Here is a 25,459-nt window from a genome sequence, read left to right on the forward strand (position 1 = left end):
CAGTGTCGCCACGTCAATCACTCCTGTGCTCCTGCCGCTAAAAGCAGCAGGTTAGGGTTCTTACGTGGGTCAGATTTAGATGGAAATCGCCGGGCTTAGTGGGTCACTTCTGGATGGAAATCAACACCTGCAGATCACAACGTCAGGCAACAAGAGCTGGCTATTTCGGTATGAGCGCCTGCGACGGGGAACACCAGATGGGACTGTCCTCTTCATGCCGCCAGCCTGGTGAGGCCAGGCATGCAGCCCGACAAGCCAGAAGATGCCTGTTCCAGAACGTCGACCCATTGGCACGCAAGCGCTTTGAAGCGCGCGACGGTTGCTTGCGGATGAGGAATGGTGTGCTACTCCCTAGTCATTCGCCGGGCGCACCCGGCCAGCGGCGGCGATGCCGAGTGCCAACACTGCTGTGCCTACCAGCAGCAGTCCCAGCATTTGGCCGATGGGCGTCTGCGCTGGATCGGGCGTGGGGTTGAAGCGCGGCTGTGCGGCGAAGTCCTGTGGCCCGAAGCGCAGGTCGTTGAACAGGTAGGGGTAGTAGAAGCTGCGCAGCCGCTTGTGGAAGTCGGTGATGCGCGCCTGGTAGGCGAGCTGCGCCTGGAGATCGGTGTCGGCCTGGCGGTGCAGCGCGGCCTGCACCGCGACGCCGGGCAGCAGCCATCCGAGCCGCGCGGTCCAGCGCTGGCGCGAGAGCAGGCTGTCGCGGTAGGCCGCCACCTGCGAGGCGACGCTCTCGTCGCCGAGCTGCTGGAAGGCGTAGTACCACTTCCAGTGGAAGCCCGCGGGCAGCGGCGCCGTGTCTCGCCACTGCGGGTGGGTACGGAAGAACTTCTCCATCGTGGCTTCTCGCGGCAGGTCCCATGCGCCGTGCACGGTCTGGCGCTGCGCCAGCATCAGCGCCACGCCCTGGTGCACGGGTACGGCGCGTGCGAGCACGGCATTGGCCAGCGTCGGCAGGATCAGCGTCAACACGGCCCAGCAGCCCATGAGGGCCATCGCGTTGGCGGCGGAACTGCCCCTTCGCATGGCGATGACCAGCGCGATTCCGGTCCAGACCGCGAGGTAGGTGGCCGTGACCAGCAGCACGGTGCCGATGGCTGCCGCGGGGTTATCGCTCGCCAGCCCGCCGGCCAGCACCGGCAGGACGAGGCAGCCGAAGACCAGCGTTGCGCGCAGGCCCGCACGGCGCAGCCAGAGGCGCCGGCCCGCGCCGGGCATGGCCAGCAGCGTGCCGAGCCGGCCCGAGCGGCGTTCGCCCGACACGAGGTCGTAGAGCAGCGCGATGACGAAGAGCGGTGCGAGGTAGACCAGCACGAACGCGAAATCGAAGCGTCCGGCCAGCGCGAGCTCGGGGTTGAAGGTTTCGCCCTCGTGCAGCTGCGCCTGCAGCGCGAGCGCGCGCACGCGCAGCACGTAGGGCGCGGCATCGCGCAGGCCGAGCGCGAGGAAGGCCGTGGGCGACGGATCGTCCCAGGTGCCGTGGAAGGTGTAGTAGGCGGCGGATCCGGGGTCGCCGCCGTCGACGTACTTGCGCGCCTGCGTGGCGAGTTCCTGTTGCTGCAGCGCTGCCAGGCGTTCGATGGTCTGGCGCTGGCGCTCGACCTCGCGCAGGCCCGAAAGCACTGCGAGGGATGACAGCAGTGCCAGCAGCGCCAGCGCGGCGACCGCGAGCCTCGAGCGCAGCAGGAGGCGCAGTTCGTGGGCGAGCCAGCTCATCGCACGGCCCTCCCCAGGCGGCGCGTCGCCACCACCAGCAAGCCGGCGAGCACGCCGAGCCACAGCAGCAGCACGCCCGCGGCGGGCGCGGCCCGGTGCAGCGCCTCGCCCGGTCGTGCGGGCTCGTAGCGGAAGTCGGCCACGCCGTGCCAGTGCGCATGGCTGATGCGGCTGTCGCGGCTCGAGCGGTCGCCCGCGAGGCTGAGCTTCTCGGCCTGCACCCGGTTGAGCGCCTGCACCATGCGATAGCGATGGTGCTCGGCCTGCTCGACGAAGCGGCGGTGGTTGTGCAGGTCGGTGCCCGCGGCGGCCATCGACAGGCGGCGCAGCGCGATCACTGGGCTGAGCAGCGCGAAGGTATCGACGCGGCGCAGCTGCGCGGCTTGGCGGTCGAAGTTCGTGTCGGCATAGCGGTCGAAGAGGGCGCTGGTGAGGCGTTCGCCCTCCATGCCGAGCAGGCCCTTGTAGTTGACCGGAAGATCCTCGATGCGCGTGACGCCGTACTGCGCGAGCACCTTCTGCCTGAAGCCGGCGAAGTAAGGATCGTCGGGATTGTGGCTGTCGCCGAGCGCGGCGAGGTCGCGCGCCACGGCGATGTCGGTTTCGAAGCGCGTGGGCAGGGCCAGCGCGGAGGCCGCGAGTTCGGGTGCGAGCCGGGGCACGAGCACCACGCTCACCGCCCAGAGCGCGAGCAGCGCCACCAGTGCGTCGCGGCCGCGCGCAAAGCATGCCGACAGGCCGACGATGCCGGCCACCCAGATCAGCAGCCAGACCGCGTAGCCCGCCGCCAGCATGAGGGCGAGACTCGCGGGCGCTGGCGTGGCGGCGCCGATCCACAGCAGCGCGAGCAGCGCGGGCAGCAGCGCCGCGGCCGCCACGCCGCCCAGCGCGAGCAGCTTGCCTGCGACGATCTGCCGCGGCCGCACGCCCTGCGCGAGCAGCACGCGCAAGGTGCCCGATTCGCGCTCGCGCGCGAGCGCCGCATGGCCCACGAAGATGAGCAGCAGCGGCGCGAGCACCTGCAGCACGAAGGCCGGGGTGAGCTGGCCGAAGCGCAGCAGGAGCGACGACTGCCGCACGTCGCCGAAGTTGGCGCTGTTCTGCCGGTGCCCTTCGAGAAAGAGCGTGTGGCCCGTGTACGCGTCGACGCCGGGGTCGAAGGCGGCGAGCGCCTTGAGCGGCCGGAACACGAAGTGGCCGTAGTGCACCATGCGGTGCGGGTGCCGGTCGGGCTGGGCCTCGAACTCATGGTCGACCTGCGCCTGGTGGCGCGTGCGCTCGGCGTCCGTCGCGCGGCGTTGCTCCCAGGAAGTGAAGGCGGCGACGGCGGTCAAGAGCAGCAGCAGCGCGAGCCCGAGCACCGCGACGCGGTCGCGTCGCAGCAGGCGCCATTCCTCGCGCGCGATGTGCAGTGCCGCGCTCACCGTTGCGCCTCCTGGCCCGCGTAGCGCCGGTGCAGTGCACGCACGTCGAAGCGTTCGGCGCCCGAGGCGGCGACTTCCTCGATCAACCGCCCGCGTTCGATGAAGCCGATGCGGTCGGCCACGTCGGCCGCGCCGAGCAGGTCGTGCGTCACCATGAGCACGGCCACGCCCTGGGCGCGCAGCAGCCCGAGCAGGCGGCTGAACTCGGTGGTGGCTTGCGGGTCGAGTCCCGAGGTGGGTTCGTCGAGCAGCAGTGCCGGCACCTGGCGTGCGAGCGCGAGCGCGATCGAGACCTTCTGGCGCATGCCTTTCGAGAACCCCGACACGCGCCGCCCGTGCGCGGCGGCATCCAGCCCTGCCGTGGCCAGTGCCGCGTCGATGTCCTGCGCGCTGGCGGGCTGGCCCGCGAGGTGGAGCAGGTAGGCCACGTTCTCGCGCGCGCTCAGGTGCTCGTAGAGCGCGACGTTCTCGGGGATGTAGGCGAGCTGGCGCCGTGCGCCCGTCGGGTCCGTCACCGGGTCGGTACCGTTCACGCGCACGTGGCCGCTCGCGGGCTGCACGAAGCCCAGGAACAGGCTCAATGTGGTGGTCTTGCCGGCGCCGTTGGCGCCCAGCAGGGCATAGATCTCGCCGGCTTCGACCGTGAGGTCCAGCCCGTGCAGGATGGTGTGGGCGCCGTAGCCGGCGACCACGGCGCTGGCTTGCAGGGCAGGGTGATGCGCTGCGCGCGGCGGTGCGGTATTGGTCCGGTTCACGGTGTTTCCTCGGTCGTTCAGAACCGGGCCTGCAGACCGACGGTGATGGTGCGTGCGGTGCCGGGCGTCACCCACACGCGGCTGTAGGAGCTCGCGTAGTAGGTCTTGTCGAAAACGTTGTCCACGTCCAGCGTCAGCCGCAGCGCGGGGCTGAAGCGCCAGTATGCGACCAGCTTGGCCGTGGTGTAGCTGGGCAAATCGAAAGCGGGCGTGCCGGCATTCGCCTCCGCCTGCGTGCGGGCCTGGCCCAGGCGCTTGCCGACATGGGTGATGCCGCCGCCGATGCCGTAGCGCTGCCCGTTGGCCAGGGCGTTCTCGTAGACCGCGAGCACGCTGCCGTTGACCTTCGGCACGTTGAGCAGGCGCCCGCCGACCTCGAGGCTGTTGTCCCTGGCGACTTCGACGTCGTTGAACACCAGGCTCGCGTTGACGCGCCAGTTCCGGGTGACCTGCCCGGCGAAGTCGAGCTCGAGCCCGCGGCTGCGGACCTCGCCCGCGGAGACCGAGTAGCCGGTGTTGACCGGGTCGGAAGTCAGCACGTTGCGCTTGCGGATGTCGAACAGCGCCGCGGTGGCGCCGATTTGCTGGTCGGCGCTTTCCCACTTGGCGCCGAGCTCCAGGGCGCGGCCGGTCTCGGGCTGGAAGCTGTTGGCCGCGAAGTCCGATCCGACGTTCGGGCGGAACGAGCGGCCCGCGTTCGCGTAGAGGGTCCATTGCGGCGTCGGCAGCCAGCTCAAGCCGATGCGCGGCGAGGTGGACGAGGGGGCCTGGCTCGCCGCGGTGTTCGTGCGGCGGTTCAGCAGCGACTGGCGGTAGTTGTCCACGCGCACGCCGGCCACGAGCCGCCATTCGGGTGCGAGCTTGATCGCATCCTGCACATAGAACGCCCTGCCGCGCTGGTGCTCGAGCGTGTCGGTGTTGGCACCCGGCACCGGCTGCACCTGGCCGTAGACCGGGTTGTAGATGTTGATGGCGTAGGGCCGCGCGGCGCTGGGGTTGGCGCGCAGCATCACCGAATCCATCGCGAAGCGGAAGCTCTCCGCGCCGAAGAGCAGCTCGTGCTCGATGTCGCCCGTGCGCACCTTGCCCTGCAGCTCCGCCTGCAGCGCGGTGTCGTGGGAGTCGAAGTCGCGAAAGCGCCGCTGGCGCGTCAGGTTGCCATTGGCCTGCAGCGCGTTGGCCTCGGTGGCGAAGCCGTTGATCGAGGTCTCGCGGTAGGAAAGGCCGATCCGGCTGCGCCAGTTGGTGCTCCATTCGTGCGACAGCACGAACTGGTGCGTGTGGTTCTCCACAGTCACGTCGCCATCGGCCGGCTCGCCGAGGAAGCGGCTGCGCGCAATGGCGCCGAGGCGGTTGTTGACCGCGACCACGCCGCGGTCCAGCGGGGTCTTGTGCCGCAGCACTTCGCCCGCGTACTCGAGCAGCGTGTCGCGGCCGAGCTTCCAAGTGAAGGCCGGCGCGATCACCTGGCGTTCGGAGCGCACGTGGTCGCGAAAGCTGCCGCGCTCTTCCACCGCGGCGTTGAGGCGGTAGGCAAAGTTCTCCCCGATGGGGCCGGTGCTGTCGAACGCGCCGCGCTTCAGGCCATGGCTGCCGCCGTAGGCTTCGACCGCGTGTGCGGCGGTCCAGAGCGGGCGCTTGGAAACGATGTTGAGCGTGCCGCCGGGCTCGCTGCTGCCGTAGAGCGCCGCGGCCGTGCCCTTGAGGAACTCGATGCGCTCGACGCCCGCGAGATCGCGCGGGGCGTTGAAGCCGCGGTTCGACGAGAAGCCGTTCAGCAGCGTGGCCATCCCGGTGCTCTCGTTGCCGGGCAGGCCGCGGATCGCGATGTTGTCCCAGAGGCCGCCGAAATTGTTCTGGCGCGAGACGCCGCCCACGTAGTCGAGCACGTCGTCGAGACGGGTGGCGCCGAGGTCGTCGATGGCCTGGCGCGTGACGATGCGCACCGATTGCGGCAGTTCGCGCAGCGGCAGCTCGGTCTTGGCGCCGGCGGCCTCCTCCGCGTGATAGGCGCCCGATTCGGTGCGGCCGATGACTTCGATGGTCGAGAGCTCGGCCGCGGCCGGCGGCTGCGTGGATTGGGCAAGGACGGGCCCGGCGAACAGCGCGGCAAGCGCGACGGCCAGGGGGAAGGGCGCACCGGGCGCGGGACGTTGGATGGAGATCATGAGCCGACTCGAGAAGGAAATGGAGAGCGCGGCAGCGAGCCGGCCAATGCCGGACGCACGCCGCCCCGGGGCACGCGGTTTCAGACCGGGCGCCACGGGAGTGCGCAGGGGCCAAGGCACCGCCGCAGCGGCGGGCTTCTTCAGGAGACGGCTTGTGGCGGGTCGCGCGAGGCGAACGGCCAGTGGCAGGGGTCGGGGACGAATGCCGCCCGTGCCTGCGGGCGCGGGAGATCGGACCGCCAGGCTACGGCACGCGTGGCGCCCGATGCCGTGGGCGTGATGCCCAGGTGCGCATAGGCAAGACACCACGCGCAGGCGCCGTGGGCTTCGCTGCCATGCTCCGCGTCAACGGCCTCGTCAGCCGCCGGATGCGCCGAAAGCACCGCTGCCGCCGTGGCGTCCTGCAGGTGCACCGTCTGGTGGGCAGGCATGCCGATGGCCGTGTTGAAGAACACGGCCAGCAGCAGCAGACGGATCAGGGCGTGGCGCAGGAGCAATGGCATGGCGAGGGCCCGGAATCATACTGTCGGATCCTGGCCCGCAATGGTTCAGAGACGGGTCAGCTCCGCTACAGCGGCGGCGAAGGCGTGCGGTGCCTCCTGCGGCAGGTTGTGCCCGCTGCCGTTTGCAGCACAATGCTCGTGTTGGCTATCCGGTGCGATGAGACCCGCGCCCCTTTGAAGCAACCCGGTAGGCGCCGATCGATCCATGCGTTTGGAACCGTCATTCCACTCAGGATGGAATTCTTCGGATTTTGTCTCGCTTAACTTGGAACTCACCGGCTAAATTGCAGGCTCTATACGAAGCTCGCGTCGGGCCGTTTGCCGACAGCGAAGACCGCAAGCGGCCCGCTTCCCGCCTTCACTGGTTACCCACGGAACCTGCTCGTCCACTCCGTGCCGTCGTCGATTTTTGCTGCTTCCTGGTCGACATGCCAATCCGAGCGAAAGTGCAGACGCTGCTGTTGGATGCGTCTTCGGACCTCTGCGGCTGAAGGAATCACACCCGCCTTCTCGAGTCCATCGAGGAAGGACGCCGTCGAGAGCAGATGCACGTTGCCCGGAACCGCGTAGGAGTTCCCGATGAACCAATCGTCTTCGATGAGGACCAGCATCGGGTCGCCCGGGTTTGACTGCCGAATCGAGATGACAAAATTCGTGATCGACAACTCGCCCAGATCCTGCGGCATCGAGACCTGCTCCCCTGCCGCCAGGCGACGCTTCAACTCGGGCAGTGCGAACTGCCCTATCGTCGTTGGGACGACATCGACACCTCCCTGGTTTTTCGCAAGAAAGCTCGCGATCGCAGCGCCGTCTGCATATTCGTCGGCACGGTGAGTCGCTTCAAAATGGACCATGTCCGTGACCACGATCCTCACGTCATGGCGCGCGAGCAAAAGGAGATCCAGTGCGCCGCCCGCAGCGAGCGAGATGAGGGGACCGGTGTCTGGAAGGACTACCGAGATGGGGCGCCTCACGACTTGCTCCCCGCCGCCTTGAGAACTTCAGCGAGTTGAACTGCCATTGCTTCGCGCTGCACCAGCGGGACCATCGGATGGGGCAGCCCTGCCTCGTTCAGCAGCCTGATGAGCACCCCGTAGTCGTCGATTGCCAGTTCCTGCATCGTGGCCAGCCTCGGCTTTCGTCCCATTGAGTAATCCACGAGAGCCTGGGCCACACCTGAACTGCCACTCATGGCGACGGCACCGTCAGTGGCTACCACGTGTTCCAGCGCTTGGCGAACCAGAGCGTTGACGGACGTGTTTTGCTTTGCCGCCATGACCTTGGCTGCGGTTAGAAGTGCATCGTCGAAAGAGAACGTGATGTTCATCTTACACATTATATGGTGGACACGTAAATGTGTGTAGAGCTGCGGCTGCCCGTCATCGACGTTCCCGCGTTCATCTACGTGTGGGCCTCAACGGGAGGATTCATGGGCACAGCGTCCGATGAGGCCCGCACGAGCAGCAGCTCTTCGCCAATCACCGGTGGTGGCGACGGATTCAACCGGTCGATGGACATATGGATGCGCCCGATGTGCTTCTGCCACAGCGCCAACCCATGTTGTGCTGCGGGGGAACGTCCCTATGTCGAGGGGCTGTGACCGAACGCCGTGAGTTGCGCGGTCCGACCTTCCGAAAGGAATCGCTCGGCTATTCCCCGTTGATCGAAGATCTTGATGGTGCGAGCGTGCAGTTCGCCTGTGCGAGAACCTTCGATCTCCTGCGTCAGGCGCCGCGCCAAAACGGCCACATCGCGCCCGGCCAGCGCCAGTTCGCCAGCGAGCATCACTCCGGTCGGGCCTGCGCCCACGATCAGCACCGCGTGTTCGCCGCTTGCGATGGATTCGATCGGGGCTGTCACCCCCGGGTTCGGTGCTCGCCATCTTCTGTCATGATTTGCTTGTCCTCTCTGTTTGGCGCGGACAGCGGCCCCGTGCCGGGGCCGCCTTGGTACTGGCTCGCGACGCTCGCGAGGTACCCAGGGCGAGCCGCGTGGCCAGCAGGAGCCGAGCCGCGCCGTCGGGGTGCAAGCAGGTCAGGGTTTCGCCGGGCGACGGCGCCGCGGCGCTCCTGCCGGCGGGGTAGAAGTACCGCGGTGCGGCGCCGGCAGTGGCGGTGGCTGGCCCGTGGCCAGCCACTCGTCGTAGAAGGCGATCTTGCCGTCGATCAGTTCGAGCGACTGCCTCCACTGTGCGATGGTGGCCTCCGCTCGCGCGCGGTGCACTTCCAGCAGTTCCTTCCTCTGTTGCAGGCTGCTGCGACCCTGCCGCACCAGCGCGGTGTACTCGCGCATCTGGGCGACCGACATGCCGGTGGTGCGCAGCCTGTCGATGAGTTCCAGCCAGCCCACGTGCGTCGCGTGGTAGACGCGCCGGCCGCCCGCGTCGCGCACGACCCCGGGCATGAGTCCCTGCGACTCGTACCAGCGGATCGTGTGCACGCTGCGGCCGATGCGCGTGGCCAGATCGCCGATGCCCAAGCCGCCGTCGCTCATGCGCCCTGCCTCGCGGGCGGCGCCAGCACCGATTCGGCCAGCGCGGTGTCCATGTACTCGGTCAGCTCCTTGAGCTGGCCGTCTTCAAGTCGGCAGACATAGCAATACTGGTTGTGATACGGCTGCCCCGCCTTTGTCGTGACCCTGCCTTGGCATTCGATCACCACGTGGTCGCCTTCGGCGATGAAGCGCCGGGCGGTGTTGGTGTAGCGGTCGGCGAATTGCGCCATGAGCGGCCCGAGCAGATCCTCGAGGACCGATCGCTTGCCGCGGTAGCTGCCGCGCCAGGGCCCGCCGCTTTTGAAGGTCCAGCAGAAATCCTCGGCCATCGCGTCCACCAATGGCCGGCCATTGCCGATCGAGAGTTGGGAAAAGATTTCTTGCATGAGCGCCTTGTTCGCTTGCATGGTTCAGCTCCGGTAAAAATGAGAGGAGCGGGGATTGGGCCAGCTAGAGTGCACTCTAGGTCAAGTGGCAGTTGCACCACGGCTCCTGGCTTGAAGCCCGAGGGACTTCCAACCCGGCTAATTCTGCTCAACCATGGCTCGTATGCCGGCAATCAGACGCGCCAGCCCGAAGTCGAACGAACGGCAGGGATCGGTCGTGCCGCCGTACTCTGCGCCCGCCTTCGCACCGATGCGCGTTGCCAGCGGAAAAGCGTTCGGATCGACGAGTTGCTGCAACAAGTCGGAATGCATCGCCCACCATTCCTCGTCCGACCGGCCCGTCACCTGGGCCGCAGCCCGAGCCTCAGCCACTGCGCGCGCCGCGCCTCGAACGTAGTCGGAAACTGCCGCGACCACCAGGTCCATTTCGAGGTCGGAGAGACCTGCGTTGGCGACCGCGCTCAGCTCACGCTCGTACTTCCTGATCGAGTGGGGACCGAGCGAGGCTCGGTAAGTCGAGATGTCGAGCATCCATGGATGGCGCGCGTAGAGCTCCCAGGCGTCCAATGCAACGCGCCGCAGCTGGCTTTCCCAATGGGCGTCCGGCAAGTCGATCGGCAGTTCGGCGTAGGCCTGCTCAAGGATGAGGTCGAGCAACTCGGCCTTGCCTGGCACGTAGCGGTAGAGCGACATGGCAGACACCCCGAGCTTGTCGCCGAGCGCGCGCATCGTCAACGCCTCCAATCCGCCTCGGTCGGCAATCTCCATCGCTGCGGAGCCGATCGAGGACGGCGTGAGATTGGGCTGGCGACCGCGTTTGACGGGACGTGGCAATCCCCAGAGGAGTGCGAGCGTGGCTTGGGGGTCGCCGCGCCCCGAGAAGTCTGTTGGCAAGTTGTCTTCCTCAGAAAGACGGAAGTTGAAGAACGGACCCTATAATAGCGTACCATGTACGCATAAAAGTGTGGCCTCGATGGACTTCGACAATCAGGTGGAGCGGCTGGTGGTCCTGGGCTATCCGCAACTGCTCGGCTGTTCCGCCGCGCATTTGCGTGCGGGCCTGGCGCCGCTGCGTGCGCACATTCCGGCAGACTTGCCGCAAACGGACATCGAGGCGGGAACGATCGGCTTCGTAGTGGTCGTGAATTGCGCGCGGGCCCCCATACAGCTGACCTTGCCGCGCGTGGCGCGAGGCGCGCAGCACGCGATCGAGCGGCTGTTTCCGCGCCGGCCGGAGTACTTCCGGCCGATCGAGGAGGTGCAGATACCCGAAGGCCACGCCTATCTCCTGCTCGACATCGACCGCGGCAACGCGTCGTTGAATGCCGTACCTCGCGAAGCACAGCCACGTCTTGCTGCGCAGGGACGCTCGCCGCTCACCATGGAAGAAGGTGTCGCGGTTCTTTCCCAATGCCCTGAGTTTCTTCAGCCCAACCGGTGCTTCATGATGCTGGGCTCGCGCGGCGGCGACAAGCGCGTGCCGGCGCTCTGGCTCAGCGGCAAGCAACCCAAGCTGGGTTGGTGTTGGGAAGGCAATCCGCACACTTGGCTCGGATTCGCCTCATGCAGCGCTCGATCGCGCGGGGTGATGATCTGGACGTGAGCTCTGTCGAGGCGCTCACGCCACCAGCAGCTTCTCGATCGTACGAAGGTTGCGTGTCGTGGTGCTCGACTTGTAGCGTGTCTTGGCGAGCAGCTTTGCAACCGGTGTGTCGGTGCTCTCGCCGCGCGGTGCCTGCCAGTAGAGGACGCCCTTGCCGCGCTCCAACCGCTCGGTCGCAGGATCGACCCGGCCCGCCTTCTCCATCACATCGTCGAGCATGGCCGGATCCGAGCCGAACACCATGTAGGGATGGCGCTCATCGTCGATGCGTTCGAAAGGGTAAGCGGCCGCCATGTCGGCCATCGTGTCTTGCCGGAGCAGGACGATCCAGGCGTCGTAGCCGAAGCGTTCGCGCAGGCCGCATTCGATGCGCAGTCGCAAGGCGTCAGCATCACGCTCGCAGGTGTCGAAAAGCACGTTGCCGCTGGCGAGCACCGTGCGCACCGCATCGAGGCCCATTCCGACAAACAGTGCCTTGAGCTCGGCGCTGCGGATCGTGATGCCGTTGACATTGACGCCCCGGAGCAGTGCGACACAGCGAAATTCCTCTGCCTTGGCAGGCTTCATGGTCTTCCCGGCCTGCGGGGCAGAGGATTTCGCAGACGAGCCGGCCGCGGTTTTGGCTTTCGAGATGCTTGTCGTTTTCGGGCGGTCTGCCATGAATACTCCTTCCTGCAAGCCTGGTGAGGTGCGACCGTGAGCAGCTCCAGGTGGAGGGCGACGTGCGGTCTCGGGCGTCGAGCGGATGGCCACTGCGCTCGACGGCGGGTTCCTGTCGAGGCTTCACATGTGGTGCGGCCTCGACGCTACGCCCGCAGCGACTCAGGCGCCGCGTTCGCGCACCATCAGCAGCGCCGGCCCATCGGGCGTGACCACCTCGCCCAACGCGCGGAAGCCGGCCTTGGCATAACTGCGGATCGCGCGGGCGTTGCGCGGCGACGGATCCGTCTGGATCCGCGTCACGGCCGGGTCGGCGAACAACTGGTCGGTGAAGGCGCGCACCATCGCGCTGCCGAGTCCGCGATTCAGCTGATCCGCATGCGCCAGGAACTGGTCGATGCCTCGCGCGCCCGGGTCGCGCTCGTCTTCCCACCAGCCGTCGCCAGAACCCATCACCACGTACGACTGGATGAAACCCAGCGGCTGCCCATCGAGCAGTGCGATGTAGCCCCGGTGGGGCGAGTCGGACACCAGCATCGGCGTGAACTCGGCCTCGACCTCGGCGCGCGTTGGCACGGGCGTCCACCACTCGGCCACGTGCGGGCGGCACAGCCAGTCGTGGAGCATCGCGAAATCAGATGAGTGCAGGGTGCGAAACGAGATGGAACTCATGGCGGATATCGGGTGCAGTGATTCTATAGAGCTGGCCCCGGAAATCTGAACATCCCGACAGGCGTGGAGACTGTGCTCCTACTGGCGAGGATCTCGCCTGTGAAGACTGGAGCAAAGATGAGCAGAAGACCCCGCCGCACGCACTCAACGGCCTTCAAGGTCAAGGCGGCGCCGGCCGCCGTTCGAGGCGACACGACGAACCATACTGTCCAGATTGGGAGCGCCGGCGCGCCGGACTCCCGCCGCTCGCTGAAAGGAGATCACCATGCCGGAGTTTCTGTTCGATGGCCTGCTGCCCCTCGGCCGAACCCTTGCCCTCGGGCTCGTCGCGTACGCCTGTCTGGTGCTGCTGCTGCGCGCTTCGGGCAAGAGAACCCTCTCGAAGATGAACGCGTTCGACCTGGTCGTCACGGTCGCGCTCGGCTCCACCTTGGCAACCATATTGCTGAACAAGGACGTCAGCCTCGCTCAGGGCTTGGCGGGCCTGGCGCTCTTGGTCTTCATGCAGTTCGCGGTCACCTGGCTGAGCGTGCGCATCGGGTGGGTGCGGCGCCTGGTCACGAGCGAGCCCACGCTCCTCGCTTATGAAGGGCATCTGCTTCACGACGCTTTGCGCCACACGCGCGTCACGCCCGCAGAGGTCTTTGCCGCGGTGCGCGCCGCAGGCTTCGGCCAACTTTCGGAGGTGCGTGCGGTCGTGCTGGAGACCGAGGGATCCTGCAGCGTCGTGCTGCGCCAGAGCGGGGCGGGCGCCCCGGTGCTCCAGGGAATGAACGTCGACCGGAAGGCAACCCGGACTGACGCGCGAGCGGCGAAGGCGCCGTAGCTCATCCACAGCGTCCTACGCGGAAAGAGCTGGCAGGCCAGGTCGCCAAAGGCGTACCAAGCAGCTCGTGATGGCGGCCCCTGCACGGTGCTTACGACGTTCGCCCCCGCGGCTCAAGCCCCGTCCGGCTCTAGACGTATCCCGGGATCGACGCTGGATCAGCGCCGGGGCCGGGCGCCGCGCCTTCCATCGTCATGCGGATAGAACGGAGGGCTCCTGCCATCAAGTGAGCCACTGCGACTGTGCGGTTCGCGCCACCAGGGCACAGGTGGGTCAGGGTTTCGCCGCGCGAGGCGCCGCGGCGCTCCTGGCTCGGCAGGCACCGCCCAGTCCAGAGCGACGAGCCATCCTCAACTCCTGATGGGTTCTTGGGCTCCTTTGCGTTCAGGTCTGGGAAGCGGACTGGCTACCAAATCGCATGCGCATGCGCAGGCCAGGCCGGACCAGTTCGGCGCTCAACGATCCGCCATGCGCGTGAGCGATCTGCTGGCAGATTGCGAGCCCGAGGCCGGCCCCCTCATCGCGTCGGCTCATGCCTCGCCAAAAGCGGACAAAGAGTTTCGGCAACTCTGCTTCTTCCACGCCCGGGCCCTCGTCGGCCACGCAGAGTTCAGTCGGAGAAACTTCGACGCGCACCTCGCTGCCGGGCGAAGCATGCTGGATCGCGTTTTCCAGGAGATTCTTCAGCAGCGTGAATAGCGCGCCATGATCTCCCTTCCATGGCCGCACATCCGCCGCAACCTGCGACTCGATCCGAACGCCCGCGGAGTCGGCAAGCCGCTGCATGTAGGCACAGACTTCCGCCACCAGCTCCTGCGGCTGCACGGTGCCGAAGCGGTAGTTCTGGGGTTCGCTCGCCTCGGCCAGGTGCAAAAGCTGTTGCACCTGGCGAGTCATGCGCTCGACGTCCTTGAGCAGGGAGACGCGGCCGACAAGCGTGGGCTCAGCTTCGAGCTGTCCTCGAATCAAGGTCAAGGGCGTCTTGAGTTCATGGGCCGCTGCAGCCAAAAACTCCTGCTGCACCTGGAATGCGCGCTCCAGGCGCGCCAGGGCGCCGTTGAAACTGTGCACCAGCGGCCGGATCTCCGTCGGGACGCGCGTCTCGTTCAGGCGTGCGTCGAGTGCGTCGGGTGTGATGCGCGTGACCGCAGCAGACACGTCGCGCAGTGGTCGCAGCACACGCGCCAAGGTGTAGGCGGTCAATGCCGCCAGCACGATCAGCAGCACGCCGCCGGCAATCACCGCGCCGGACCCCACCAACGGCAACCACAAGTCGTTGCGCAAGCGGTCGCTCAGACGCTGGCTGGCGGCGAACTGTACGAACCAACGGCGTCCCTCATTCAGAACGAGGAAAGTCCGGCCGCGCAGATTCACTCCGTCGAGGGTGACTGCGAAGGTGCCTTCATCAAGGATAGCGCTCAGAGGGCGACGGTCCGTCCCGGGCGCAAGCACCACGTTGCCCTGATCGTCCACGACCCGGTAAGTCACTTCCGTCTTGACGGTGTCGAAAATCCACGAATACTCCTCTGAATGAGCCGGGGCGATCGGCTGCCCTTGTGCGTCGAACCGCAACGACTCGATCAGGTCCGTTGCTACTGTGCCCCCCGACATCAATGGCTGACCCAGCAGCGAGACGACAAATACGGCGATCAGTCCGGTGCTCAGCACGCTGCCGGCGAGGTAGGCCAGCACGACGCGAAAGGAGAGACTATCGATCCAGTTCGGTCTGGCGAAGCGCATAGCCCAGCCCCCTCAAGTTCTCGATCTCGAGCCGGGAGCCGATGACCGAGAGCTTGCGGCGCAGTCGGTACATGGCCACGTCGAAAGCGTTGGCCGTGACAGGCTCGATGAAACCCCAACCCGCCGCCTCCAGTGCGCTGCGGCGCACCGTCTCGCCGCCGCGCTGCACCAACAGCATGATGAGCTGAAATTCCGCCGCGGCAAGCGCCACGTGCTGGCCTCCACAGGCCATCTCGCCCGCCTCCGGAATCAGGCGAAGGTCGCCGAACGCCGTTACCGGAACCCGCCATTGGTTGGCTGGTCGCCGCAGAAGCGCCCGGACCCGCGCCACAAGCTCGTCCATCGCGAAAGGTTTAGGCAGGTAGTCGTCGGCACCGGACTCCAGTCCGTCCACCCTGTCGTGCAGCGCATCGCGCGCCGTCAACACCAGGCATGGCAGTCGTGAGCCTGCTGTCCGAAGGCGTCGCAGCAGCGCGAGCCCATCACCGTCGGGAAGGCCCCGATCCAGCACCAGTGCGGCATAGTCGAACTCCCTGGTCGCGCCCCAAGCGTCCTCACCGCGTTCCACGGCGTCGGCGGCAATGCCGGCCTCTTCAAGGGCATTGACCAGGAGCTTGGTCAGTCGCGGGTGATCCTCGACCAGGAGGATGCGGTTCTTCATCGCGCGAACCGGGGCGCGCTGCCCAGTGAGGTACTGACTGCCATCCCGCGCAGCATATCAAGGCTGACGACCAACCGAACGCGTGGATGAGGCGCGGGTGGTGGTGCTGCGCGCGTCCATAGGACTGGCCCGCCAACCAAAGCTATTTGCAGACCTGCGGCACTCACCGCAGCGAACATTACGCTGAGATAGAGCGTCCTTGCCCAACATGGCGTGCGAGCAGGCCCAGAGTGCCCCGAAGGAGGGCGCGGCCGCAAAGGCGGGTTGACTGCGGAGCGAATGAACATGAAAAAAAAGGCGAACAGCGCAGTGCCCACTGTCGCTGCGGGGGCCTTTCTCCAACCTTACCGGGTCTCAAAAAACTTGCCTCCACAGCGGTAAGTTGGCAGTAAGGCCATCCCTTCGACCATCTGGACTCTTCAACTCTGCTGGATCCTGGTATGCATCTGCCAAATCGACACATTGCGATCTATGTTTCTTGGTCCCTTTCGAGCGTCCTCGCGCTGGGCATCTTCAATCCAGTTGCGGCCCAAACCTTGGATACGCCCGAAGCGGAAAGTCGCTGGGGCTTGGGCCTTGCTGTAGGCAGCAAGCAATCCATGTATGCCGGCAAGAAGCGCGACACCGTCGGAGGGCCACTGATTTCGTATGAGAACAGATGGGTGCGCGTGCTCGGTCCAGGATTGGAAGTCAAATTGCCTGGCATCGAACTCGGTCCGCGCAGCTCTTTCAACTTCGGTCTCGTGGCCAATTACGACCAGACTGGCTACGAAGCCGATGATTCGCCTGCGCTGGCAGGCATGGCGAAGCGCAAGGGCGGTGTCTGGCTCGGCGCAACTGCCGGCTGGCGCTCCGACCTGGTGGACCTGAAGGTCACATGGACGGGTGCTTCCGGCAACAGCAAAGGTCAAAAGATCAGGCTGGGCGCTGAGAAGAGCTTCTCTGCGGGCAGCTTTGTCTTCGTTCCACGGCTCGGCGTGACTTGGCTGGACAAGAAATACGTCGACTACTACTACGGCGTGCGCGACGAGGAAGTCACTGCAACGCGCCCCACGTATCTGGGCCAAGCCACCGTGGCCACGGAGATCGGATTGCGCTCGACCTATCTGATCGATCCTCGCCACGCCGTGTTCATGGACGTCAGCGTGACCGCGATGGGCAAGGAGATAGAGAACAGTCCGCTGGTCGACCGGTCGAATCAGACACAGGTACTTTTCGGATACAGCTACCGCTTCTGACGGCTTGGCGACTCGGCCCCGCCGCCGTGGGTCCGGAGCGACCCAGGCATGCACTCCCACATCTGTTCCGCATGGTCTCCCATCGCAAGACGGCGCAAAGGCAGGCGCCCGGCACAGCCATCACCTCCTGAGGAATCATTTGTATGTTCCAACCTAACGACTTCACCATCTCCCGCGCGATATGCCTGCTATTGAGCGTTGTCGCCTTCACGTGCTCCGGCCCCGCGATGGCGCAATCGCGTGCGAGCGCCGCGGCCCGAGCCATGCCACCACCGGCGGCTCAATCTCGAGTGGGCACTGCGGATGAATTGCCTGCGATCACTGCTTACCCAGCAGCTCACGGGAACGACGGGTCTTCGAATCCGGGCACTGCTGTGGACCCTGCCAACACCGCGAAAGCGAACATGCAGCCCGAACGGGAAGCCACCATTGAGGACCCCTGGGAAGGCTACAACCGTGGCGCTCACAAATTCAATCTCAAGGTGGATGCGTACTTTGCGCGGCCTCTTGCAAAGGCCTACGACACGGTCACGCCTGCTCCAGTCCAAAGAAGCGTCACCAACTTCTTCTCGAACCTTCAATCGCCCCGGACACTCGCGAACCAGCTTCTGCAGGCGCGCCCCGTTGAAGCCTTGCGAACGCTGGGCCGATTCGCGACCAACAGCACCATAGGCATTGCGGGCCTCTTCGACCCCGCGGCGTCGCTGGGTCTTCGTCGCAGCAACGAGGACTTCGGCCAGACCCTTGCGGTCTGGGGATGGGAGACGTCGCGCTTTGTGGTGGTGCCGTTTATGGGACCGCGCACCATTCGCGATATTTCTGGGGGGTTCCTCGACTCCCCGTTGGCGCCATTGGGATACGTCGACAACCAAGCCGTCGTGTGGAGCCTGAAGCTCGTTCAACTCGCCAACAGCCGCACCCAGGCGCTCCCCTTGGATGCCATTCGCGCGGACGCCCTCGACGACTATGCATTGATTCGAGACGTCTGGATGCAAAGGCGCGAGGGTCAAATCCAGGACGGTGACACACGGTCTGGCGACAATTGAAAGGCGTGAGCCATGGTCCCACGCATCCCGCGGTTTGTCCGTAATTTTCCCGGCTTGTACGAAGGTGCTCACGAGGGATCTCCGCTGAAACGACCCCTCATGTCCATGAACGATACTTTCTCGGTGTCGATCAAAGGCACGTTGCCGACCCTGAACGACACCATGGTCGCGAGGCTCGCGTATGCACAGTCGCTCGAAGGGTGCTTCGGGAACGTGCGCGAACTGATTGCGTGTTTCATCGCGCGGCAGGAAGAGTTCGCGCGTGGCCCGGGCAATCTCGGCAACGAAGAGCTCGTGCGGTCCAGGCGATTCTTCGACGCCCATCGTTGGGCAGCTCAACAGAGTCGGCACCTCCTGAGCGACCCGACCGGTCAGGAATTCGAGACCGACGCGGCAGATGGGTATTCCGGGGCATCGTGACCGCCTATTCCGGCCTATCGTGCCGACACCGCTTTGCAATCAGGCGGGGCCGCAACCCGCAGGCGATCAAGCAGCACCGGCTGCCTGAAAAGCGCCCATCTCCTGCGTCGACATCGGCCAGCCGCGAAAGGACTTCGGCCGTGTGTTCTCTGGAAAGGGGAGTGAGGGTCTGCCATGCTGTACGGGAGCAGAGGCTCTGACCCGGGATCCGGCGCAAGGCCCCAGGGCTCGCGCCGCAGGCGTGTCCGGAGAAACCCCGGACTTCCTCGTTATGAATGGCCCGGCAGCAGGGGGCAGGTCACAGTGCCTCTAATAGAGACTTTCGACAGGAAGGCAAAGATGGACGAGATGGAGACCCTCGACTACCAAGGGTGGCGGTTCCTGTGCAGCGGCGAGCAGTTGCCCTCGGGTGGGTTTCAGGCGACGGTGCGCTACAAGGCGCCACCAGACGACCAGATCCGCACCCTGGTGCTTGATCCGGAGAGCCACGCCACAGCCGGGCTGGCGCTCCACCGAGCCAGGGAGCTGGCGATGAAGTGGGCTCAAGAGCGAGAAGGCGATGGCCGCGGAGATGGCTGACGTCATCGAATTCGAACCCGCCAGGGCGGGCAACCCGGTTCCGAGCGATCGTCTCGGGTCGGGCCGGCCTGCTACCACTGTTCACGCAGACGATCTGTGCAGAGAAAACTTGCAGGTGAATCCCTGGCGTAGCGAGGAATCCGCTCCGGCGACTTGAGGTGTCTGCTTTGGAGAAGTCGATACAGCAGCTCAGGCCTTTTCACGATGGCGATGCGACCGGCTACAGTCGCCAACACCGGACGTTCCTGGACGCCTGCCACTTCGCCCGTCCAAACCACCGCATGACCTTGCTTGTCCTCGGATGACTTTTGACGTGGTCACTCGGACGGCCGCGTTCCAGACCGCTCCTCGATGCGCCAGCGCTGGTACCCAGCAGGAACACCACGGGAAGCACGAACGCAGCGAACGGGATCAGCAGGTCCGTGGAGCCGGCGACAAAACCGATGCCCACCAGCGAGCTCGAAAGCGCCATGACATAGAGCGTGCTTCGGGCGGCGGCCTCCGAGTACGTCGAGTTGTTCGCCGTCTGCAGCACGAAATGCTCCGTCGTCAGGGCCGCCAGCAGATCGGATCGCTCGGACCGTTCATCCATGCGGCACTCCTTGGGTGCGCTCACCGCCGCGGCGTGCGCAGCATCGGGAAGATGGGAGGCGCGGTTCCCACCTGGATCGTACCCAGCAACTTGAACCCATACCGCTCATACAGCCGAATGTTCTTCGGGTTGGACGATTCGAGGTAAGCCAACCCGCCCTCACGGTCGCACGGAGCGAGCGTGTGTTTCAGCAGGGCCGCACCGAACCCCTCGCCCTGACGGGAGGGATCGACCCCGATGAACGGGAGATACCAATGCGGCTCTTGCGGGTGATACTGCCCCATCTGCTCGAAAACCGCCGGGCCGTCCCGTCTGAAGCCCGCCGAGCCCGTGCGCTGCAGCAGGGCCATTGGCGCTTCTTCGTCCGGACTGACTCCCGGTGGCAGCCACAGCGCCGCGCCTGCATGGTCGTCCATGCAATAGGCGCTCCTATGGGAAAATGCCTTGCCCCCGAGGGCATGGACGAACGCCGGGAAGTGCCGGAGGTACTGCTCGGGTTCAGGCCATGTCCAGCGCGCCGCCGGGTCCGAGCCGAACGCCAGCACCACGGCAGCAACAGCGCGGGCTTCATCGGCCGCCTCGACAATCTGGATGCCAGGTATTGTCATGAGGTCTGCCCCAAAATCGTTGAAGGTCCGCACAGTACTTCGATTCGGGACGACATGCAACGCGACGATGGTCGGCGAGTTGGAGGGCCAGTCGTGCATCGCCTGCGCCCGCATCGGATGCCTTCGAGTTCGAGATCGGCGCCTGCGATGAACAGCTCCTGCGCACGCACTGGCAGGCAGCATCCGAACCAAATCGGACGAGCCGGCAGCAGGCAAGAGCGATCGGGAGCCGCGGATTCCCATCGCCGGGCGCCATGGATTTCAGAGGAAGCCGTGGAACTCGCGGCGCTCGAATGGTCTCCTGGTTCAACCACCATCGCCTGCTCGAACCCATCGGGTACATCCTGCCCGACGAAGCCGAGACAAACTACCACCGGCAATTCGCAAGTCAGGCCACTGCTGGGGCGGTTTGACTTAGACCAAGCAGCCCGCGCCAATGCCGGGGCGACAATCCCGAGTGCTCGCCTGTACACTGGCGGCTCAATGCCCCCCCATGTCATCGCAGTCTTGCTCGCCGTCCTCATGCTCTGGTCGAGCCTGGCCGTCACCGAGCAGCGCTTTGCCGAGGCACTCGACTTGCACGAGCAGGCAGCGAGCCTGGCGGGCGAAGGCAAGCGCAGCGATCTGCATGGGTCCATGGACGACCATGTGATCGACGATCAACCGGCGCAGCCTTTTGGAGAACCCGCGCTGGACCTTGCCGCACTGGCTGGCACCGCTTGCGTGTCCATCACCTGCAGTGCCGCCGGATCAGGGCTCCCCCGGCAGGCCGACGATCCAATGCGAGCTTCGCCTCATCTCGAGGGCCTGCGCCGCCCTCCCAAGAGCGCCTGAGCCTCTTCGACACATTGCACCTCGTCTGAGGTCGCTTTACGGATTCCGACGCCCGATGCGGCGCCCTGGACCACTCCGTCATTGCAGCAACCGTGTGCCTGCACTGACTCTCCTTCTTCCTTGTTTGGTTCGCCATGGAAATTGCCATACTTTTCGCTCTGATCCTGCTCAACGGCTTGTTCGCCATGTCCGAGATCGCGCTTGTGACTGCGCGCAAGGCGCGGTTGCAGAAGCTTGTGGATGAGGGCAACCGCTCCGCTGCCGCTGCCGTCGAACTGGGTCAAGACCCGACGCGCTTTCTCTCGACCATCCAGATCGGCATCACCTCCATCGGCGTCCTCAACGGCATCGTCGGCGAGGCAGCGCTTGCCGCACCGCTCGCCGTCTGGCTCTCGAGCCTCGGTGTCCCCGATCCGTACGCCAGCTATGGCGCCACGGGCCTCGTCGTTCTGGTCATCACCTACTTCTCCATCGTGGTCGGTGAACTCGTGCCCAAGCGCATCGGCCAGTCGTACCCCGAGACGTTCGCCCGCCTGGTCGCGCGGCCGATCAACTGGCTCGCCGTTGCCACCAAGCCCTTCGTCGTCCTGCTGTCCGTCTCGACGCGCACGCTGCTGCGCCTGCTGGGCGTGAAGGAAACCAGCGGCAGCCCGGTCACCGAGGAAGAGATCCACGCGATGCTGGTCGAAGGTACGACCGCAGGGGTGATCGAGTCTCACGAGCACGCCATGGTCCGCAACGTTTTCCGCCTCGACGACCGCGAGATCGGGTCGCTCATGGTGCCTCGCGGCGACGTGAAGATCCTGGAGGTGGACTTGCCTTTCGAGGAAAACCTCGCCCGGATCGAATCCTCGAACCACGAGCACTTTCCGGTTGTGCGCGGCGGTCTCGACAACGTGCTGGGCATCGTCAATGCACGCAAGTGGCTGTCCCAGGCCCTGCGCGGCGGACAACGCGCCCTGAGCAGTCAACCGCTGCAGACGCCGCTCTACGTACCCGAGACGCTGACCGGCATGGAGTTGCTCGACAACTTCCGATCCTCCGACGTCCGCATGGCGTTCGTTGTCGACGAGTACGGTGAAGTCCAGGGCATCGTCACGCTGCAGGACCTCATCGAGGCCATCACCGGCGAGTTCCAGCCGCGCAATCCAGAGACATCGTGGGCCGTTCAGCGCGATGACGGCAGCTGGCTGCTCGATGGCCACATCCCAGTTCCCGAACTGAAGGACAGGCTGACACTGGACGAGGTGCCGGAAGAGGATCGCGGCCGTTACCACACCCTCAGCGGCATGATGATGTTGCTGACGGGACGCTTGCCGAAGATCACCGACACCGTCGACTGGGAAGGCTGGCGCTTCGAGATCGTCGACATGGACGGCAAGACCATCGACAAGGTTCTGGCGGCACGCGTCCCCAAGGCCCCGGCCTCGAGCCGATGAAACCTTCGCTCGGCGTTGAGTAGATTCCGTGGCAAAGCATCGAGTCGCTGCTTCTGCCGGCCAGAGGGTCGCCGGAAGCTTGCTCCTCTTGGCTGCCCTCGGCACCGCTTGCACCGACGGCTACCCGACCAAGGACGTCCCGCTCTGCTGAGGCCGGAGAACATGGGCATCTCCGAACTTCTGCGGCAACCCGACGTGATCGGCGATCAGGCGCACCTCAGTCGCCAGGCCAAGGAGACGCACCTTCACCAAGCCGAACTGCCGCTTTCGGTGGACTTGTTCAGATGGCATGGGTGCGTTTGATGGGACAGGCAGGTCGGACCGGGACGAGCACACTCCGATAGGGAACAAGAGCAGCGAGCTCGTTGTTCAGATGGGAACCTTGTCAGCGAAAACCACCAAGGCCAGCGCGCATATCAGCCTGCAGTACAGGCCGGATATAAGACTGCAGCCCTGCCTCCTGCCTCTTCACGCTACGATTTCCTTGTGATCCGGGAGGCGCCCGTCCAAGACCTTCCCTAAAATGGGTTGTCGTCGTCGTCGAAGCCTTTCTCCGCCGCTGGCGCCGCATGTGGCGCTCGTGTTGCGGAGGTGCTTTTCCTGGGTGTTTCGCTGTTTCTCTCAGCGGCAGCAGCGCCGAACATCGATGCCCCGACACCGGCGCCGTCGAGAGCCGCCTTGAGCGCCGCTTCGACAGCGTCGATGCGCTCCTTGCAGACCTTGTACGCATCGACGGACTCCGTGACGATCGTCAGCAGGTCGTCGATGTTCGGTTCGTTCTGGTCGCGCAGCGTCTCGGCATGCCGCTGCAGCACGCCGTACGCCTCCTTGAAACTTCGTTGAGCCATGGTCATTTCCTTCTTTGGGCAGGGACGGTCCGGACGTCGGTGGGTCCGTCCTTGAATTGAATCTGGAGTTGCGGCGCGCTTCGCGCCTGCACGCTCGAGGTCACCGGCTTCCCGTCGGGGGCGCGCACGATGGCGAAGCCGCGGGTCAGTGTCTTCTCGGGGCCTTGTCCGGCGATCTCGCGTATCAGTCCCTGGGCGTTGTCTCGGGTCCGTTGCATGACGCCGTCCGAACGCTCCGCGACCTGCTGCATGCACCCATCCAGCGCCTGCGCGGTGGCGCGCGCCGCCGCGCCCGTGCGGTCGACCACCGTGTTGAGGGCGACGCGTGTGGCCGATCGGGACGCATTGAGATTCGCCAGCGCGCCGGCGCGGATCGCGGTCATCCAGGACGGCACTTGCTGCCCGGCCGTAGCCAGTGCTTGAAGCGCGTCGCCGCGCGCCTGGTTGAATAGGGCTTCGGTATGCCTCGAGGCGTCGTGGACGCGCTGCACCGAACCGACCGAGACCGCATGGAGCGCCGTCGTGTTGGCTTGCTTGGCCCGGAAGAGATGCTCCCGTGCGTCGGCCCGGATCCCCGCGTTGAAACGCTCCAGCGACACCGAGACGGTGCGCGCGTCGCGCGCAGAGGCTGCGAGGATTGCGTCCCAGGCCATCCGGGCTTCTCGCGCCCGGCGCGCGATCTGCTGCTCGATGCCCCCGATGGCCTTGCTCGGCGTGTCGAAGCGGGTGTGCGCCACCTCGTCGGCCATCGTGCTGTCGCGCTCATGGCCGATTCCGGTCAGGACCGGGATGTTCTGCTCGCAGATAAAGCGGGCCAGGTCGTAGTCATCAAGCCACGCGAGATCATTCACGGCCCCGCCGCCTCGAATGACGACGATGGCGTCGGGGCGGGCCTCAAAGTCATCTTCCATTCTGCGCAGCGCCGCGGCCGCGGCGCCGGCGATCTCGCGCCCCGCGCCCTCGCCCTGGAAGCGGCTGTGCGCGTAGACGAAGCGGCAGATGCCGAACTGCGCAAGCCGCTCGGCCTCCTTACGGAAGTCGCCCAGCCCGGCGGCTTCCTGCGGCGCAACGACGAGCACGAGGCTGTAGTCCCACGCGGGGGGAAGCCGGCGATTTCGGTCGAACAGGCCTTCCTGCTGGAGCCGTGTGCGTATTCCCTTCTTGCGCGCCTCGAGGTCGCCGAGCGTGTATTCGGGATCGATGGCATCGATTTCCAGGTTCAGGCCGAACCGCGCGTTCACCACCGGCTTGGCCCGCACCAACAGCTTGATGCCCGCGCCGATCACGGCACCGGTGGCGTTTTCGAAGTCGGGCAGGATGCGGGAGGCCGTCGAGGCCCAGATCATGGCCCGCGCCCGGGCGATCGGCTGGCCACTGCGATCGCGCTCGGAGAGCTCCAGATAGACATGCCCGTTGCGGATGCTGGCCTCGTTGACCTCCACCAGGGTCCAGACGCCGCCGGCGAAAGCCTGGGCCACGGCGCTTGCAACGCCACCGAGGAGGCGCGAGAGCGGGATGCCACCCTTGGGAAGGGCCAAGCCCGTTTCCGCGGTGCCCGCGAGGGCGAGGTCGCCGGAGCCAGCGCCCGCAGAGGCTGCATCCGCCGGCAGCCAGGCGCCAAAGGGGACGAGGTCGGTGCCGGGCTCGACGTACCAGCGCTTGACCGCACCATCGAAGCGCGCGCCGAGCGCCTTGGCAGCGTCCTTCTGAGCGAAGGGAACGTTCAAATATTGGCGAGACATCGGTGCGGAGGGACCCTGTGCTGCGGCATTGTTGCCGAAAGGTGTTGAGCGAGCGCCCGATCGATGCCGAGTTGGACGCACTCAGGCAGCAGGTCGATTTTCCCAGATAGCCCGTTGCTGCAGGCGCTTTCATCGCGGGCTCGTACACCTGGGGCAGGTTGAAGGCGACGCTGCTCAGGGCCAGCACGAACAGCATCGCCCACATCCGTGATCCTGTGCAGTGCAGGTCGATGTGCAGTTTGCGGCCGCCGTTGCGGCAGCGTCCACGCCGGCCACCAGCGCACGAGCCACGGCGCTCGTCGGCGTCGCGCCATTGTGAGCCGCACGAACGACAAGCCCGCCAGGCTTTGGGCACCGGCGGCCTTGACGGGCCTCCTCGCGGCTGGGTTCCTCCTGTCGTCGAGCGGACACGACCTGCCCTGGTGGGGCAGGCGTCGGAGATTCTGATCGCGCGTCGCGGGTCACGCGCGCACGATGGGGTAGCTACCCGGCGGCTCCTGCGAGAA

At 65.9% G+C, this 25,459-nt stretch carries 27 protein-coding genes and 1 pseudogene; 9 read left to right on the plus strand and 19 right to left on the minus strand.

Annotation, left to right across the window (positions count from 1 at the left end):
* Positions 1–351: 351 nt before the first annotated feature.
* From AC3A6J_RS20870 to AC3A6J_RS20920, 11 genes are all read right to left on the minus strand, one after another.
* Positions 352–1,716 (minus strand): ABC transporter permease, encoded by a 1,365-nt coding sequence (locus AC3A6J_RS20870; RefSeq protein WP_487861900.1) that lies wholly within the window; start codon positions 1,714–1,716, stop codon positions 352–354.
* A complete protein-coding gene (locus tag AC3A6J_RS20875; RefSeq protein WP_487861901.1) occupies positions 1,713–3,140 on the minus strand; it encodes an ABC transporter permease in 1,428 nt (475 codons plus the stop codon). The genes AC3A6J_RS20870 and AC3A6J_RS20875 overlap by 4 nt, the downstream gene beginning before the upstream one ends.
* Complete coding sequence (locus AC3A6J_RS20880; RefSeq protein WP_487861902.1) at positions 3,137–3,895, minus strand: ABC transporter ATP-binding protein; 759 nt, start codon at positions 3,893–3,895, stop codon at positions 3,137–3,139. The genes AC3A6J_RS20875 and AC3A6J_RS20880 overlap by 4 nt, the downstream gene beginning before the upstream one ends.
* A gap of 17 nt (positions 3,896–3,912) precedes the next feature.
* Positions 3,913–6,063: a TonB-dependent siderophore receptor gene (locus tag AC3A6J_RS20885; RefSeq protein WP_487861903.1), complete on the minus strand. Its 2,151-nt coding sequence runs from the start codon at positions 6,061–6,063 to the stop codon at positions 3,913–3,915.
* A gap of 140 nt (positions 6,064–6,203) precedes the next feature.
* Positions 6,204–6,566 carry a hypothetical protein gene (locus AC3A6J_RS20890; RefSeq protein WP_487861904.1) on the minus strand — a complete coding sequence of 121 codons (363 nt, stop codon included), beginning with the start codon at positions 6,564–6,566 and terminating at the stop codon, positions 6,204–6,206.
* 365 nt (positions 6,567–6,931) lie between these two features.
* The gene (locus tag AC3A6J_RS20895) at positions 6,932–7,540 is read right to left on the minus strand and encodes a hypothetical protein (RefSeq protein ID WP_487861905.1); all 609 of its coding nucleotides are present in this window, start codon (positions 7,538–7,540) and stop codon (positions 6,932–6,934) included.
* Complete coding sequence (locus AC3A6J_RS20900) at positions 7,537–7,893, minus strand: hypothetical protein (protein WP_487861906.1); 357 nt, start codon at positions 7,891–7,893, stop codon at positions 7,537–7,539. The genes AC3A6J_RS20895 and AC3A6J_RS20900 overlap by 4 nt, the downstream gene beginning before the upstream one ends.
* Before the next feature lie 254 nt (positions 7,894–8,147).
* Positions 8,148–8,426, minus strand: a complete 279-nt coding sequence (locus AC3A6J_RS20905) for an FAD-dependent monooxygenase (RefSeq protein WP_487861907.1) — start codon at positions 8,424–8,426, stop codon at positions 8,148–8,150.
* Between the two features lie 174 nt (positions 8,427–8,600).
* Complete coding sequence (locus tag AC3A6J_RS20910; RefSeq protein WP_487861908.1) at positions 8,601–9,044, minus strand: MerR family transcriptional regulator; 444 nt, start codon at positions 9,042–9,044, stop codon at positions 8,601–8,603.
* Positions 9,045–9,055: 11 nt separating this feature from the next.
* Positions 9,056–9,466 carry a nuclear transport factor 2 family protein gene (locus tag AC3A6J_RS20915; protein WP_487861909.1) on the minus strand — a complete coding sequence of 137 codons (411 nt, stop codon included), beginning with the start codon at positions 9,464–9,466 and terminating at the stop codon, positions 9,056–9,058.
* A gap of 117 nt (positions 9,467–9,583) precedes the next feature.
* Entirely contained in the window at positions 9,584–10,339 is a 756-nt protein-coding gene (locus tag AC3A6J_RS20920; protein ID WP_487861910.1) for a TetR/AcrR family transcriptional regulator, read from the minus strand.
* A 79-nt stretch (positions 10,340–10,418) separates the two neighbouring features.
* Between AC3A6J_RS20920 and AC3A6J_RS20925 the strand changes: the two genes are divergently transcribed.
* A complete protein-coding gene (locus AC3A6J_RS20925) occupies positions 10,419–11,048 on the plus strand; it encodes a DUF5701 family protein (RefSeq protein WP_487861911.1) in 630 nt (209 codons plus the stop codon).
* A gap of 15 nt (positions 11,049–11,063) precedes the next feature.
* Here the strand turns inward: AC3A6J_RS20925 and AC3A6J_RS20930 are convergent, their stop codons facing one another.
* A complete protein-coding gene (locus AC3A6J_RS20930) occupies positions 11,064–11,708 on the minus strand; it encodes a DUF1697 domain-containing protein (RefSeq protein WP_487861912.1) in 645 nt (214 codons plus the stop codon).
* 162 nt (positions 11,709–11,870) lie between these two features.
* Positions 11,871–12,380, minus strand: a complete 510-nt coding sequence (locus tag AC3A6J_RS20935; RefSeq protein WP_487861913.1) for a GNAT family N-acetyltransferase — start codon at positions 12,378–12,380, stop codon at positions 11,871–11,873.
* A gap of 265 nt (positions 12,381–12,645) precedes the next feature.
* Here AC3A6J_RS20935 and AC3A6J_RS20940 point away from each other — a divergent pair, with 265 nt between their 5' ends.
* Positions 12,646–13,206, plus strand: coding sequence for a DUF421 domain-containing protein (locus tag AC3A6J_RS20940; RefSeq protein WP_487861914.1), 561 nt, complete (start codon positions 12,646–12,648; stop codon positions 13,204–13,206).
* Between the two features lie 384 nt (positions 13,207–13,590).
* Here the strand turns inward: AC3A6J_RS20940 and AC3A6J_RS20945 are convergent, their stop codons facing one another.
* Positions 13,591–14,946: an ATP-binding protein gene (locus AC3A6J_RS20945; protein ID WP_487861915.1), complete on the minus strand. Its 1,356-nt coding sequence runs from the start codon at positions 14,944–14,946 to the stop codon at positions 13,591–13,593.
* Entirely contained in the window at positions 14,915–15,607 is a 693-nt protein-coding gene (locus AC3A6J_RS20950) for a response regulator transcription factor (RefSeq protein ID WP_487861916.1), read from the minus strand. The genes AC3A6J_RS20945 and AC3A6J_RS20950 overlap by 32 nt, the downstream gene beginning before the upstream one ends.
* 440 nt (positions 15,608–16,047) lie before the next feature.
* On the opposite strand from AC3A6J_RS20950, the gene AC3A6J_RS20955 reads away from it, so the two are divergent.
* The 4 genes from AC3A6J_RS20955 (at position 16,048) to AC3A6J_RS20970 (ending at position 18,890) form a co-directional block, all read left to right on the plus strand.
* A complete protein-coding gene (locus AC3A6J_RS20955) occupies positions 16,048–16,845 on the plus strand; it encodes a MipA/OmpV family protein (RefSeq protein ID WP_487861917.1) in 798 nt (265 codons plus the stop codon).
* A gap of 143 nt (positions 16,846–16,988) precedes the next feature.
* The gene (locus AC3A6J_RS20960) at positions 16,989–17,891 is read left to right on the plus strand and encodes an MlaA family lipoprotein (RefSeq protein ID WP_487861918.1); all 903 of its coding nucleotides are present in this window, start codon (positions 16,989–16,991) and stop codon (positions 17,889–17,891) included.
* Positions 17,892–17,996: 105 nt separating this feature from the next.
* Positions 17,997–18,311 carry a hypothetical protein gene (locus AC3A6J_RS20965; protein ID WP_487861919.1) on the plus strand — a complete coding sequence of 105 codons (315 nt, stop codon included), beginning with the start codon at positions 17,997–17,999 and terminating at the stop codon, positions 18,309–18,311.
* Between the two features lie 339 nt (positions 18,312–18,650).
* Entirely contained in the window at positions 18,651–18,890 is a 240-nt protein-coding gene (locus tag AC3A6J_RS20970) for a hypothetical protein (RefSeq protein WP_487861920.1), read from the plus strand.
* A gap of 220 nt (positions 18,891–19,110) precedes the next feature.
* Here AC3A6J_RS20970 and AC3A6J_RS20975 read toward each other — a convergent pair whose 3' ends face one another.
* Both AC3A6J_RS20975 and AC3A6J_RS20980 read right to left on the minus strand, forming a co-directional pair.
* Positions 19,111–19,482: a hypothetical protein gene (locus tag AC3A6J_RS20975; RefSeq protein ID WP_487861921.1), complete on the minus strand. Its 372-nt coding sequence runs from the start codon at positions 19,480–19,482 to the stop codon at positions 19,111–19,113.
* Between the two features lie 20 nt (positions 19,483–19,502).
* A complete protein-coding gene (locus AC3A6J_RS20980) occupies positions 19,503–20,189 on the minus strand; it encodes a GNAT family N-acetyltransferase (RefSeq protein ID WP_487861922.1) in 687 nt (228 codons plus the stop codon).
* 141 nt (positions 20,190–20,330) lie between these two features.
* Here AC3A6J_RS20980 and AC3A6J_RS20985 point away from each other — a divergent pair.
* From AC3A6J_RS20985 to AC3A6J_RS20995, 3 genes and pseudogenes are all read left to right on the plus strand, one after another.
* A pseudogene (locus tag AC3A6J_RS20985) lies at positions 20,331–20,503 on the plus strand (IS3 family transposase); the annotation flags it as partial.
* Positions 20,504–20,597: 94 nt separating this feature from the next.
* Positions 20,598–20,924, plus strand: a complete 327-nt coding sequence (locus tag AC3A6J_RS20990; RefSeq protein WP_487861923.1) for a hypothetical protein — start codon at positions 20,598–20,600, stop codon at positions 20,922–20,924.
* Positions 20,925–21,058: 134 nt separating this feature from the next.
* Entirely contained in the window at positions 21,059–22,363 is a 1,305-nt protein-coding gene (locus AC3A6J_RS20995) for a hemolysin family protein (RefSeq protein ID WP_487861924.1), read from the plus strand.
* A gap of 518 nt (positions 22,364–22,881) precedes the next feature.
* On the opposite strand, the gene xseB is transcribed toward AC3A6J_RS20995, so the two are convergent.
* Positions 22,882–23,217 carry an exodeoxyribonuclease VII small subunit gene (gene xseB, locus AC3A6J_RS21000; protein ID WP_487861925.1) on the minus strand — a complete coding sequence of 112 codons (336 nt, stop codon included), beginning with the start codon at positions 23,215–23,217 and terminating at the stop codon, positions 22,882–22,884.
* Positions 23,214–24,953, minus strand: a complete 1,740-nt coding sequence (gene xseA, locus AC3A6J_RS21005; RefSeq protein WP_487861926.1) for an exodeoxyribonuclease VII large subunit — start codon at positions 24,951–24,953, stop codon at positions 23,214–23,216. The genes xseB and xseA overlap by 4 nt, the downstream gene beginning before the upstream one ends.
* Positions 24,954–25,459 lie beyond the last annotated feature (506 nt).

It is taken from the genome of Variovorax sp. Soil_C_39, assembly GCF_057656815.1.

Bases quoted from the DNA above. Each gene is read 5' to 3' on its own strand.
- AC3A6J_RS20870 (WP_487861900.1), bottom strand. From the start codon at position 1,716: ATGAGCTGGCTCGCCCACGAACTGCGCCTCCTGCTGCGCTCGAGGCTC.
- AC3A6J_RS20885 (WP_487861903.1), bottom strand. From the start codon at position 6,063: ATGATCTCCATCCAACGTCCCGCGCCCGGTGCGCCCTTCCCCCTGGCC.
- AC3A6J_RS20890 (WP_487861904.1), bottom strand. From the start codon at position 6,566: ATGCCATTGCTCCTGCGCCACGCCCTGATCCGTCTGCTGCTGCTGGCC.
- AC3A6J_RS20900 (WP_487861906.1), bottom strand. From the start codon at position 7,893: ATGAACATCACGTTCTCTTTCGACGATGCACTTCTAACCGCAGCCAAG.
- AC3A6J_RS20915 (WP_487861909.1), bottom strand. From the start codon at position 9,466: ATGCAAGCGAACAAGGCGCTCATGCAAGAAATCTTTTCCCAACTCTCG.
- AC3A6J_RS20925 (WP_487861911.1), top strand. From the start codon at position 10,419: ATGGACTTCGACAATCAGGTGGAGCGGCTGGTGGTCCTGGGCTATCCG.
- AC3A6J_RS20930 (WP_487861912.1), bottom strand. From the start codon at position 11,708: ATGGCAGACCGCCCGAAAACGACAAGCATCTCGAAAGCCAAAACCGCG.
- AC3A6J_RS20935 (WP_487861913.1), bottom strand. From the start codon at position 12,380: ATGAGTTCCATCTCGTTTCGCACCCTGCACTCATCTGATTTCGCGATG.
- AC3A6J_RS20940 (WP_487861914.1), top strand. From the start codon at position 12,646: ATGCCGGAGTTTCTGTTCGATGGCCTGCTGCCCCTCGGCCGAACCCTT.
- AC3A6J_RS20945 (WP_487861915.1), bottom strand. From the start codon at position 14,946: ATGCGCTTCGCCAGACCGAACTGGATCGATAGTCTCTCCTTTCGCGTC.
- AC3A6J_RS20950 (WP_487861916.1), bottom strand. From the start codon at position 15,607: ATGAAGAACCGCATCCTCCTGGTCGAGGATCACCCGCGACTGACCAAG.
- AC3A6J_RS20955 (WP_487861917.1), top strand. From the start codon at position 16,048: ATGCATCTGCCAAATCGACACATTGCGATCTATGTTTCTTGGTCCCTT.
- AC3A6J_RS20960 (WP_487861918.1), top strand. From the start codon at position 16,989: ATGTTCCAACCTAACGACTTCACCATCTCCCGCGCGATATGCCTGCTA.
- AC3A6J_RS20965 (WP_487861919.1), top strand. From the start codon at position 17,997: ATGAACGATACTTTCTCGGTGTCGATCAAAGGCACGTTGCCGACCCTG.
- AC3A6J_RS20970 (WP_487861920.1), top strand. From the start codon at position 18,651: ATGGACGAGATGGAGACCCTCGACTACCAAGGGTGGCGGTTCCTGTGC.
- AC3A6J_RS20975 (WP_487861921.1), bottom strand. From the start codon at position 19,482: ATGGATGAACGGTCCGAGCGATCCGATCTGCTGGCGGCCCTGACGACG.
- AC3A6J_RS20980 (WP_487861922.1), bottom strand. From the start codon at position 20,189: ATGCACGACTGGCCCTCCAACTCGCCGACCATCGTCGCGTTGCATGTC.
- AC3A6J_RS20995 (WP_487861924.1), top strand. From the start codon at position 21,059: ATGGAAATTGCCATACTTTTCGCTCTGATCCTGCTCAACGGCTTGTTC.
- xseB (WP_487861925.1), bottom strand. From the start codon at position 23,217: ATGACCATGGCTCAACGAAGTTTCAAGGAGGCGTACGGCGTGCTGCAG.
- xseA (WP_487861926.1), bottom strand. From the start codon at position 24,953: ATGTCTCGCCAATATTTGAACGTTCCCTTCGCTCAGAAGGACGCTGCC.